The 11,344-nt window shown below is 69.6% G+C and carries 10 protein-coding genes; all 10 read left to right on the forward strand.

All coding sequences use genetic code 11. From position 1 onward, the window contains the following. Nucleotides 1-111 precede the first annotated feature (111 nt). The 10 genes from ACWD02_RS26870 (at nt 112) to ACWD02_RS26915 (ending at nt 11,212) form a co-directional block, all read left to right on the forward strand. Complete coding sequence (locus ACWD02_RS26870) at nt 112-420, forward strand: hypothetical protein (protein ID WP_160505898.1); 309 nt, start codon at nt 112-114, stop codon at nt 418-420. 196 nt (nt 421-616) lie between these two features. Beyond that, nucleotides 617-1,456 carry a hypothetical protein gene (locus ACWD02_RS26875; protein ID WP_451214978.1) on the forward strand — a complete coding sequence of 280 codons (840 nt, stop codon included), beginning with the start codon at nt 617-619 and terminating at the stop codon, nt 1,454-1,456. Continuing rightward, nucleotides 1,446-2,801, forward strand: coding sequence for a hypothetical protein (locus ACWD02_RS26880; protein ID WP_451214979.1), 1,356 nt, complete (start codon nt 1,446-1,448; stop codon nt 2,799-2,801). Before ACWD02_RS26875 ends, ACWD02_RS26880 begins: the two co-directional genes overlap by 11 nt. Then, entirely contained in the window at nt 2,798-4,357 is a 1,560-nt protein-coding gene (locus tag ACWD02_RS26885) for an SCO6880 family protein (protein WP_451214980.1), read from the forward strand. The genes ACWD02_RS26880 and ACWD02_RS26885 overlap by 4 nt, the downstream gene beginning before the upstream one ends. An 18-nt stretch (nt 4,358-4,375) precedes the next feature. After that, entirely contained in the window at nt 4,376-5,797 is a 1,422-nt protein-coding gene (locus tag ACWD02_RS26890) for an ATP-binding protein (protein ID WP_451214981.1), read from the forward strand. Nucleotides 5,798-5,800: 3 nt separating this feature from the next. After that, complete coding sequence (locus ACWD02_RS26895; RefSeq protein WP_451214982.1) at nt 5,801-7,366, forward strand: TraM recognition domain-containing protein; 1,566 nt, start codon at nt 5,801-5,803, stop codon at nt 7,364-7,366. Nucleotides 7,367-7,484: 118 nt separating this feature from the next. Beyond that, a complete protein-coding gene (locus ACWD02_RS26900) occupies nt 7,485-8,420 on the forward strand; it encodes an ABC transporter ATP-binding protein (RefSeq protein ID WP_451214983.1) in 936 nt (311 codons plus the stop codon). After that, complete coding sequence (locus tag ACWD02_RS26905; protein ID WP_451214984.1) at nt 8,417-9,229, forward strand: ABC transporter permease; 813 nt, start codon at nt 8,417-8,419, stop codon at nt 9,227-9,229. Before ACWD02_RS26900 ends, ACWD02_RS26905 begins: the two co-directional genes overlap by 4 nt. A gap of 55 nt (nt 9,230-9,284) precedes the next feature. After that, nucleotides 9,285-10,544: a sensor histidine kinase gene (locus tag ACWD02_RS26910; RefSeq protein ID WP_451214985.1), complete on the forward strand. Its 1,260-nt coding sequence runs from the start codon at nt 9,285-9,287 to the stop codon at nt 10,542-10,544. After that, nucleotides 10,541-11,212, forward strand: a complete 672-nt coding sequence (locus tag ACWD02_RS26915) for a response regulator (RefSeq protein WP_451214986.1) — start codon at nt 10,541-10,543, stop codon at nt 11,210-11,212. Before ACWD02_RS26910 ends, ACWD02_RS26915 begins: the two co-directional genes overlap by 4 nt. Nucleotides 11,213-11,344 lie beyond the last annotated feature (132 nt).

Consider the following 11,344-nt stretch of genomic DNA (forward strand, 5'->3'; position numbering starts at 1 on the left):
AATGACGCCAAGTCGACATGCACTGGCCCATTTGTCGGCGAGAATGAGCTGTCCTCTGTACTGCGGTAGGCAGAGGTGACGGAACAACCCACTAGGGGCGGTGAGTTACACATGCTTATGGCAGCCGAAAAGGGCGACATCACCACCATCATCGGCGGGATCGCCCCCGACTGGGGTCCCTTCGGGAGCCTGGGCAACGAGGCACGGGTGATGATCGAGGTCGTGATGGCGATCGCCATCCTCCTCTGTCTCGGCATTGCGATCTGGGGCGCGGCGAAGCAGCGCATCGGCGCGACGGCGCTGCGCGACACCTTCAGCGCGGAGCAGGGCAAGGGTCTGATCATCGCGGGCCTGACCGGCGTCTTCATCATCGGTTCGCTCGGCACGGTCTTCACCATCGTGTACGGCATGGCGGTCTAGCCCCCGCCACCCACATACGTCACATACGTCCCCGTCCCCCCACCCCCTGTCCCCCTTCGACCCACCCATCCGTCGTGCCCACCGGCTGAGGTTGCAACTCCCTGATGTCGAGTCACCACACCGCGCCCGCGCGGGAACCAGCACGGCTACCGTCGTACGTGGCGGTTCACCGAGAGGTTGAGGGGGCGTACGCGGCATGAGTCTCGACGATGAGCGGAACGGCGGCCTCTACGGCGGCTCGGGCGAGACCCGGACCCGGCTCCCCGAGGGTGAGGGGGGTGGCCAGGATGTGTACGGAGGAGCGCGCAGATCCGGCCGTTCTTCGTCCCGGTCCCTCGTGACGGTGGTGGGTGTGGTGGTGGTGCTGATCGCCGCCATCGCCTTCGCGAACCGCGGCGACAGCGGGTCCTCCTCCGGAGAGGGGGACGGAAAAAAGGCGGAAGCGAACCCCACCGCCGCCTCCGGCGAGAAGCCTGTCGACGGCAAGACATCGGGCATCCCCTCGGGCTTCGCGAAGAGCGAGCAGGGGGCGGAGTCCGCTGCGGCGAACTATGCGGTGGCGCTCGGCTCGGCGGACATGTTCAAGGCCGGCCTGCGCCACAGCATCGTCAACACCGTCTACACCCCGCAGGCGGCCGCCTCTCGCCAGGCCTCGCTGGACAAGGTGTACTCCGGCAAGGAGTTTCTGACGGGCATCGGCCTGAACCCTGACGGCAGCGCACCGAAGGGCACGACCTTCGTCTCGCGGATCATCCCCGTGGGCACCACGTCCAAGCAGATGAGCGGCAACTCGGCCACCGTGGAGATCTGGTACTCCTCGCTCTTCGGCCTTGCTGGAGAGAGCACGAAGAATCCGGTCTCCGAGAGCTGGTTCACGAACACGTACGAGCTGCGGTGGGTCGGGGGCGACTGGAAGGTCGCCGACTTCAAGCAGAAGGACGGCCCCGTCCCCGTCGGACGCGACCAAAGGGCCTCGTCAGCCGACGACATGGCGAAGGCTGTGGAGGAGTACGGAGGGTTCACTTATGCCCGCTAACAACCGCCGTCGCACCCTCACGCTCGCAGCCGCGGTAACCACGGTGCAGACCACCGTGGTCCTCTTCGCCACGCAGGCCGTCGCCGCGCCCGAGCCCGACGACGACCCCTGCGATCTGATCCGCGGCCCCGCCAAAAAATACTGCGAAAAAGGCCAAGAAAGCAGCAGCGGCGACAGCAGCGGCAAGTACCCCACCGACGCCCCCCTGGACTCCACCGCCGACCCCCTCTCCTCCCTGGCCAAGGGCTGCGCCGAAGCCGCGTCCTGGACCGTCGACAAGCTCTCCGAAGCCGTGAAGGAGACCGCCGAGGTCGACTTCACGAACCCCAGCTTCCTCAAGCAGTACGCGGTCGTCTTCGCCGCGTCCACCATCCTGACCCTGCTCCTCTGGCTCCTCGCGGTCGCCAAACGCGCAGTGCGAGGCGTCCCCCTCACCACCGCGCTCACCGAGGCCATCGGGTTTTTGTGGCTGACGGTCCTCGCGTCCGCCTTCACGCCGTTGATCCTCTATACGGTCGTCTCGGCGGCCGACGGCGTCACGGATGTCATCGCGAAGGCCACCGGCGGTCAGACGGACACCTTCTTCGGGACGTTCTCCGAGGCCCTGAAGAAGGGCGAGGACATCGGCGGCGGGCCGATCATGCTGATCGTCGTCTCGCTCGTGTCGATCCTCGCGGCCGGCATCCTCTGGCTCGAGCTCGTCATCCGGGCCGCCCTGCTCTACGTGGGCGCCCTGCTCGGCACCGTCGTGTACGCGGGCCTGGTCGACAAGAACCTGTGGACGCACGTCCGCCGCTGGGCGGGCATCATGATCGCCGTCATCCTCGTCAAACCGATCATCGTCATCGTCCTCGGCCTCGCCGGAGCGCTGTCCGCCGACGACGGGCCCGACGCCTTCTCGGCGGTCGTCTCCGGGCTCTCGATCATCCTGCTCGCCATCTTCGCGAGCGCCATGATCTACCGCTTCGTCCCCGGCTTCGGCGACGAGATCGCCAACTCCCGGAACAACCGCATCTCCCAGGGTGCGGAGAACCGCGCCGCGGCCGTCATCTCGTCCCCCGCGTCCCTCGTCTCCCAGGGCATCAAGACCCACAGCTCCCGTGGGGGCGGCGGCGGAGGCGGCAACAACCAGCCCCGGCCCGCCAACCCCGCCAGCGGCGGCGTCGCCGCCCACAGCAGCCGCACCGGCGGAGGCGGCGGAGGCTCATCGAACGGCGGCGGATCTGTCCCCTCCGCCGCACCCCCGCCCCGGGGCAGCGCGACCAGCACACCGCACGCGCGCAACCGCGGCTCAGGAAATGGCTCCACTGGCACCAATCGCTCGGGAGGTGAAGGGCGTTCATGACCACCCAGTCCCACGTGTCCCATCCGGTCGCGCCCCGCCGCACATATCTGATCGGCCGTGCGCGGCCGAACGCGATCGTCGGCAAGAACCGGGAGACCGGTGAGATCGCGCTGATCATCGCCGGCGCCTTCGTCGGGATGATGTGCGGGCTCCTGGTCCCTGTCCTCTCCCTGCGCATCGTGCTGCTCATGGGCTTCCCGATGCTGGCGATCGCCGCGGTCTACGTCCCCTACAAGGGCCGCACGTTCTACAAGTGGTTCGAGATCAACCGCAGCTACAAGCGCTCCCTCAAGCGCGGCACCGCCTACCGTTCCGCCACCCCCGAGGCGGGCATCCGCTTCGACGGCAGGGAGGTCGAGGTCGGCCCGCCGCCGGGCATCGGCCGCATCAACTGGCTGGCCGCGCCCTTCGGGCCCGACGAGATCGCCGTGCTCCTGCACGCCGACCGGCGGACCGTCACCGCCGCCATCGAGATCGAGGGCCCCGGCGTCGGCCTGCGCGACTCCGAGGACCAGGAGGCGCTGGTCGACCGCTTCGGCACGCTGCTCAAGCACGTCGCCAACGGGGACGGGTTCGTGACGCGGCTGCAAATGCTCGCGCGCACCCTCCCCGCCGACCCGGACGCCCACGCCAAGGACGTCAGCGTGCGCGGCGACGACCGGGCACTGCCCTGGCTTCAGCAGTCGTACGAGCAGCTCCAGTCGATGGTCTCCACCAGCAGCGAGCAGCACCGCGCGTATCTCGTCGCCTGCATGCACTACTCCCGCGACCTGGCCGCCGAGGCCCAGGCGATGGCGCGCGCCAGCCGCCCGCACGGCGGCCGGAAGCTCGACAAGGACGCCGGCCTCGCGGTCGTCATGGCGCGCGAGCTGACCGACATCTGCTCACGGCTCCAGGAAGCGGACATCCGCGTACGGCAGCCCCTCGGGCAGGGGCGGCTGTCCTCGCTCGTGCACTCCATGTACGACCCGGACCACCCCATCGACCACATCCAGGCGATGACGAAGCGCAACGCCTGGCCCGCCGAGCTCGACGCCATGGAGCCCACCTACCTCCAGGCCAAGACCCGCGAATCCTCCACCCGCGCCCCCTGGTGCCACGCCACGGCCTGGGTGAAGGAGTGGCCGATGACCCCCGTCGGCGTCAACTTCCTGGCCCCGCTGCTCGTCCACACCCCGGACGTGATCCGCACGGTCGCGGTGACCATGGACCTCGAACCCACCGAGGTCGCCATCGAGCGCATGCTGACGGAGAAGACGAACGACGAGGCGGAAGCCAGCCGCCAGGCCAAGATGAACCGCACGGTCGACCCCCGCGACATCGCGTCGAACTCCCGTCTGGACCAGCGCGGCGAGGACCTCGCGAGCGGCGCGGCCGGCGTCAATCTGGTCGGCTACATCACCGTCTCGTCCCGTTCCCCCGAAGCCCTCGCACGCGACAAGCGCACCATCCGGGCCTCGGCCGGGAAGTCGTATCTGAAGCTGGAGTGGTGCGACCGCGAGCACCACAGGGCCTTCGTCAACACGCTGCCGTTCGCGACCGGCATCCGACGCTAGAGCTGAGGGCTGCCAACCATGCGGGATCCGCTGACCATCCTCACGGACGCCTTCACGTCCTTCCTGTTCGGGAAGGTGGAGACGACCAGACTCCCGGTGCGTACGTCGACGGGGCAGGCCCAGGCGGTCTATCTGCCGACGGCCGCCCCCGGCCTCGGCGACTCGGGCGTGATCATCGGGCGCGAGGTGTATTCCGGCAAGGGCTACATCTACGACCCGTTCCAGCTGTACGGCCAGCAGCTCCCGGCCCCGCACTGGCTGGTGCTCGGCGAGTCGGGCAACGGCAAGTCGGCGCTCGAGAAGACGTACGTCCTGCGGCAGTTGAGGTTCAAGGACCGGCAGGTCGTCGTCCTCGACGCGCAGGGCGAGGACGGCGTGGGCGAATGGAACCTCATCGCCCAGGAGCTGGGGATAACTCCCATCCGCCTGGACCCGACGGCCGCGCTCGACATGGGCATCCGCCTCAACCCGCTGGACCCCTCGATCACCACGACGGGTCAGCTCGCCCTGCTCCGCACCATCATCGAGGTCGCGATGGGGCACGGGCTCGACGAGCGCTCGGGCTTCGCGCTCAAGGTCGCCCACGCGTACGTGAACGAGACGATCGTGGAGCGCCAGCCCGTCCTCACGGACATCGTGGAGCAGCTCAGGCACCCGGAGCCGGAGTCGGCCGAGGCCATGAACGTCGCCATAGACGACGTACGGGCGTGGGGTCTGGACGTCGCGCTCGTCCTGGACCGCCTGGTCGACGGTGACCTGCGGGGCATGTTCGACGGCCCGACGACGGTCGGCATCGACCTGGACGCCCCGCTGATCGTCTTCGACCTCTCGCACATCGACCGCAACTCGATCGCGATGCCGATCCTGATGGCGATCGTGGGCGTCTGGCTCGAGCACACCTGGATCCGCCCGGACCGCAAGAAGCGCATCTTCCTGGTGGAGGAGGCGTGGCACATCATCAACTCACCGTTCGTGGCACAGCTCTTCCAGCGGCTGCTGAAGTTCGGCCGGCGGCTCGGTCTGTCCTTCGTGGCGGTGGTCCACCACCTGAGCGACGTGGTGGACGGAGCGGCGGCCAAGGAGGCGGCGGCGATCCTGAAGATGGCGTCGACCCGCACCATCTACGCCCAGAAGGCGGACGAGGCGAGAGCGACGGGCCGGGTGCTCGGCCTGCCGCGCTGGGCGGTGGAGATCATCCCCACCCTCACTCCCGGTATCGCCGTGTGGGACGTGAACGGCAACGTCCAGGTGGTCAAACACCTGATCACCGAGACCGAACGCCCCCTGGTCTTCACCGACCGCGCCATGACGGAATCGTCGGCGGACCAGATGCTCGGCGACGACGCCCTGCGGGCGGCGGAGCTGGAGGCCGAGGAGCGTGCGGCGTACATGGAGCAGCAGATGAACGGTCCTTCGTCGTCGCGTTCCGGGGTGGCATGAGCGATGGGATACCGGGGGCCTGAGCCCGAGTACGGCTACCGGGGCGGGCGGCGCGAGTCACGCGAGCGAGGCATCCCCGACGGCCTCCTCGTGGGCGGCCTCGCCTTCGTGCTCGGCCTGACGGTCCTGGTCTGGTCGGCGACGGGCCTCGCGGGCCTGTTCTCGCACGGCTCCTGGCCCAAGAACGTCACCTTCGGCAATACGCCGGTGGCGATGCGGCACCTGCTCCAGCAGCCACACGACATCGCGGGCGCCTGGCCGGCCACCCCGGCGGCGCAACTCACGGGCTACGGCCTGTTCTGGGGCCTCCTGATCGGCCAGCTGATGGTGCTGGTGGTCCTGACGATCTTCGTCCTGGGGACGGTGACGCGGTGGCGGGCGGTACGGAGAGCGAGACGCGAGCAACGCCTCACGCCTTCTCCGGAGGCGCGCGCGACGGCTGAGACGGCTCCGGTCGAGACGGCTCCCGCTGAGACGGCTCCGGTTGCGGCAGCTCCCGCTGAGAAGGCTCCGGTCGAGACAGCTCCCGCTGAGACCGCTGCGTCCACACCACCGGGCGCCGATGAACAGGGCGTCAGGGCAACTGAGGGGCCTCGCGCCGAACCGCCGAGCATGGAGAAACTGACGGTCCCCACCCCCCGTACCCCCCTGGTACTGGGCCCCCAGGAAACCCGCAGACCCCTCGCGGCAGAGGCAATCCGAGACGCCGAGGGCGCAGCCCTGGTCCTCACCTCGGACCCCACCCTGTGGGAGGAGACCAAGGACGCCAGAGCGAAGCTCGGCCCGGTCCTGGTCTACGACCCCTCCCACCTCTGCGACACCCCCGCGAGAATGCACTGGCCCCCCACCACCGCCTGCGAGGACAAGGCGGTGGCCGCTCAGAGAGCCACCGCCCTGCTGGCCGCCATAAGGCCCGGCGCCAAACTGGACAGCACGGTGGCCGACACAGCGGAAACGCTCCTTCGCAGCTTCCTGCACGCCGCGGCGGTGGACGGCCGCCCCATCAAGCACGTGCACCGCTGGGCCCAGGGCACCGGGGTCCAGGACGCCGTACGGGTCCTGCGCACACACCAGAAGGCGGCTTCGGGAGCCGCGGGCGAGCTGGAGGCGGCACTCACGGCGTACCCGGAACGCCGGGACATGGCCCAGGAGTTGACGGCGAGAGCACTCTCCGCCCTCTTCACCCTGAACGTACGGGAATCGTGCACCCCGAACCGAACCGATGCCCTCACCTTGGATTCCTTCATCGATGAAGGGGGCACGCTTTTTGTGGTGGGTGAACCCATCGAGGACCCCAAGTCGCCCCAAGGTCCCGGCGCGATGCCGCTCCTCACGGCACTCGCCTCAAGCGTGGTCGAGCACGGCCGGCGCATGGCCGAACGGTCATCCTCCGGTCGGCTCGACCCACCAATGACGCTGATCCTGGACGACGTGGCCGCCGTGGCCCCGCTCCCCCAGCTCCCGGAGCTCCTGTCCACCGGCGCGGACCGCGGCCTGCCCACGCTGGCCCTCCTCCGCTCCCGCGAACAGGCCCGCGCCCGCTGGCCGCACGCGGAACTCCCCGGCTAGCCACCCGGCGCGGGCCACGGCCTCAGGGTCGCCGTCCTACCCCGGTACTAGACGCACCCACCCGGCTCCCGCCCCTGGTCCGACGCCTCGCGCCGCCACGCGCGCCAGCATCAGAGGCATGATTCGGGCATACGAACTCACCAAGCGCTACGGCGAGAAGACCGTCGTCGAGGACCTGTCCTTCACCGTCCACCCGGGCGCGGTCACCGGATTCCTCGGACCCAACGGCGCGGGCAAGTCCACCACCATGCGGATGCTCCTCGGCCTGGACGCCCCGACCCGCGGGCGCTCCACCATCGGCGACCGGACGTACGCGACGCACACCGCGCCCCTGCACGAGGTGGGCGCGCTCCTGGAGGCCCGGTCCGTGCATCCGGGCCGCACCGCCTTCCACCACCTGATGGCTCTGGCCCACACGCACGGCATCCCACGCCGCCGGGTCGACGAGGTCCTGGACCTCGTGGGCATCCACGAGGTGGCGCGCAAGCGCGTGAAGGGCTTCTCGCTCGGCATGGGCCAGCGTCTGGGCATCGCGGCCGCGCTCCTCGGCGACCCCGCGGTGGTCATCCTCGACGAGCCGGTCAACGGCCTCGACCCCGAGGGCGTCCTGTGGATCCGCAACCTGCTCAAGTCCCTTGCCGCCGAGGGCCGTACGGTCCTGGTCTCCTCGCACCTCATGAGCGAGATGGCGCTGACCGCCGAGCACCTGATCATCATCGGCCGCGGCAGGCTCCTGGCGGACACCACGGTCGAGACGTTCGTACGCGATTCGGGAACCGGCTCCGTCAAGGTCGTCACCCCGGAGGCGGGCCTCCTCGGCGAGCTGCTCGCCGAGCCCGGCGTGCAGATCACGAGTGACGCGCCGGGCGTCCTCGACGTACGCGGCACCGACGCCGAACACATCGGCCGCACGGCGGCGCGCCACGGCATCCCGCTCTTCGAACTGACCCCGCACTCGGCCTCGTTGGAGCAGGCGTTCATGGACCTGACGCGTGACTCGGCCGAGTACGTCACCCCGTCGATCACCCCGCAACCGGAAGAAGCCGCAGCATGAGCACCGACACTCTCCCGCCCACCATCAGGACGGCCCCGGGGCCCTCGCCGGCGTACCGCCTGAGCACCAAGGGCATCCTGCGCTCCGAATGGCACAAGCTGTGGACGCTCCGCTCGACCTGGATCACCTTGCTCACCGCCGGCGCCCTCGTCCTGGCCGTCGGCATCACGATGGGCGTCACCTACGACGGGGACGACGCCGACATCGACACGGTCGTCTTCACCCTCTTCGGCACGCAGCTCTCCCAGATCTGCCTCGCGGTCCTCGGCATCCTCGTCACCGCGGGCGAGTACTCGACGGGCATGATCCGGGCGTCCCTCACCGCCGTCCCGAACCGCCTGCCTGTCCTGTGGTCCAAGGCGGGGATCTTCACGGCCGTCGCCTTCACCATGTCTCTCGCCACCAATGTCGTCACGTTCCTCGCCGCCCAGATCTGGCTCTCCGGCTCCGACAAGGAGCTGTCCCTGACGGACTCCGGCGTCCTGGGCGCCCTCGCGAGCAGCGCCGCGGCCATCACCCTTCTGAGCCTCATCGCGCTCGGCCTCGGCGCCCTGTTCCGCTCGGTGCCCGGCGCCATCGGAGCGTTCGTCGGCGCCGTGCTGATCCTGCCGGAGGTCCTGACGATGCTGCCGTTCGCCGCCGTGGACACCGCCATCCGGCACTTCCCCGCCCAGGCGGCCACCTCGCTCGGCTCGATCACCCGGGTGGAGAACACCATCGCCCCGGGGACGGCCCTGTTCACGCTCGCTCTCTGGGCAGCCGTGATCATCGCCGCGGCGTCCGTCCTCCTCAAGCGGCGCGACGTCTGACGATGCGGCCGCGAACTCCCGGGCACTCGCCCAACTCCTGTACGAGGATGAGGCCGTGACCGAGCCACACCCCCTCACTCAGCTGCTCCAGCGCTCGTCCCAGCGGGTGCGCGCCTTCGACAGGCGCCGCCCGCTGGTCTGGGACGTGCTGGTGACCACGTTCTTCGTGATCGCCGCCCTCACCGACGCCACCGGCGGCTGGCGCAACACCGCGGCCAACCCCCAGGTGGCTCAGGGGCAGATCTACCTGATGAGCGTGTGCCTCTCCGCCCCGCTGCTGTGGCGCCGCCGCCACCCGCTGGCCGCCCTCGCGGTGATGGCGGCGGTGACCGTGGCCAGCAACTGGACGGGCGCCTGGCTGCAGGCCGCGCTGATCCAGTACATCGTCGTCTTCAACATCGCCCTGCGGCTGCCCTTGAGGACCCTGGGCCGTGCGGCCGCGATGACCGCACTGCCCATGACGGTCTGCTTCTTCTCCTACCCGCGGAACAGTTGGGACGAGTTGGTCGTCCCTCAGGTCTGGTCCTTCGTCGTCGTCGCTCTCGCCGGCATCGCGGTGCGCTCCCGCCAGGACTACACGCAGGCCCTCGTCGAACGCGCCAAGCAGCTAGAAGTCGAACGCGACCAGCAGGCGCAGCTCGCCACCAACGCCGAACGCACCCGCATCGCCCGGGAGATGCACGACATCATCGGCCACAACCTCTCGGTCATCACGACCCTCGCGGACGGCGGTTCGTACGCGGCCGCCAAGTCCCCGGAACGCGCCGCCCAGGCGCTCACGGCCATCGGCACGACCAGCCGCCAGGCCCTTGCGGAGCTGCGCCGGCTCCTGGACGTCCTGCGCGAGGACGCCCCTCACCCACCTGAGGCCGCCGCCCTGGCCCCCCAGCCCGCCCTCACCGACCTCGACCACCTCATCGACGGGGTACGGGCCGCGGGGCTTCCGGTCCGCAGCACGGTCCGCGGCCGCCCGGACTCCCTCCCGGCGGGCCGCCAGCTGACGGTCTACCGCGTCGTCCAGGAGTCCCTCACGAACACCCTGAAGCACGGCGGCCCGGAGGCAACGGCGTACGTCGAAATCGAGTACGGCGACGACGGGGTGCGGGCGACGGTGACGGACACGGGGGCCGGTAATGCCACGGGACCGCCCGGCCGCCCCTCACCTGGTGCCTCGCCGGCCCGGGGTCTCACGGGAATGCGCGAGCGAACGGCCCTGTACGACGGGACACTTGAGGCAGGCCCGCTGCGGCAACCGCCGGGCGGCTGGCAGGTAAGACTCCATCTCCCCCAGGAACTCAAGGAATCTCCCCAGTGACGACCGTGCTCATCGTCGACGACCAGCCGATGCAACGCTTCGGCTTCCGCATGCTCCTGGAGAGCCAGGACGACATGAAGGTGGTGGGCGAGGCAGGCAACGGCAGCGAGGCGGTCCGCATGACGGCCGAACTCCACCCGGACGTCGCCCTGATGGACATCCGCATGCCGGGCCTCGACGGCATCGAGGCCACCCGCCGCATCGTGGCCGCGGGCGACCGCACCCGCGTCCTGATCCTCACCACGTTCGACCTCGACGAGTACGCGTACGCGGGCCTGCGCGCGGGAGCCTCGGGCTTCCTCATCAAGGACGCCCTGCCGGAGGAGCTCCTCGCGGGTGTCCGAGCGGTCGCCACGGGAGACGCGGTCGTGGCCCCGAGCCTCACCCGCCGCCTCCTCGACGCGTACGCCGATCATCTGCCGCCAAGGCCCGGCGAGGACGCCGACCCGTTCCGGGACCCACGCCTGGCCTCACTGACGGAACGGGAGCGCGAAATCCTCACGGTCATCGGGCAGGGCTGGACGAACGCGGAGATCGCGGGCCGGCTGCACCTGGCGGAGTCGACGGTGAAAACACACGTTGGCCGCATTCTCGCGAAAACGGGGGCGAGGGACCGAGTTCAGGCGGTAATTCTGGCCTACGACACAAAAGTAGTGCGGCCGGAGTAGAGGGGTGGGGGTTGGGGGGCGCGGTAAAGGCAATTGCCCTTGAACGCAGAAAACCCCCGCACCCAGAGGGTGCGGGGGTTTCCCGTTAATAATAGTTCGGCGGCGTCCTACTCTCCCACAGGGTCCCCCCTG

Source organism: Streptomyces sp. NPDC002853, assembly GCF_053591915.1.

What these genes read in the sequence shown, in the direction of transcription:
- ACWD02_RS26895 (WP_451214982.1), top strand. Translation starts at nt 5,801, where the DNA reads ATGGGATACCGGGGGCCTGAGCCCGAGTACGGCTACCGGGGCGGGCGG.
- ACWD02_RS26870 (WP_160505898.1), top strand. Translation starts at nt 112, where the DNA reads ATGCTTATGGCAGCCGAAAAGGGCGACATCACCACCATCATCGGCGGG.
- ACWD02_RS26885 (WP_451214980.1), top strand. Translation starts at nt 2,798, where the DNA reads ATGACCACCCAGTCCCACGTGTCCCATCCGGTCGCGCCCCGCCGCACA.
- ACWD02_RS26900 (WP_451214983.1), top strand. Translation starts at nt 7,485, where the DNA reads ATGATTCGGGCATACGAACTCACCAAGCGCTACGGCGAGAAGACCGTC.
- ACWD02_RS26880 (WP_451214979.1), top strand. Translation starts at nt 1,446, where the DNA reads ATGCCCGCTAACAACCGCCGTCGCACCCTCACGCTCGCAGCCGCGGTA.
- ACWD02_RS26905 (WP_451214984.1), top strand. Translation starts at nt 8,417, where the DNA reads ATGAGCACCGACACTCTCCCGCCCACCATCAGGACGGCCCCGGGGCCC.
- ACWD02_RS26875 (WP_451214978.1), top strand. Translation starts at nt 617, where the DNA reads ATGAGTCTCGACGATGAGCGGAACGGCGGCCTCTACGGCGGCTCGGGC.
- ACWD02_RS26890 (WP_451214981.1), top strand. Translation starts at nt 4,376, where the DNA reads ATGCGGGATCCGCTGACCATCCTCACGGACGCCTTCACGTCCTTCCTG.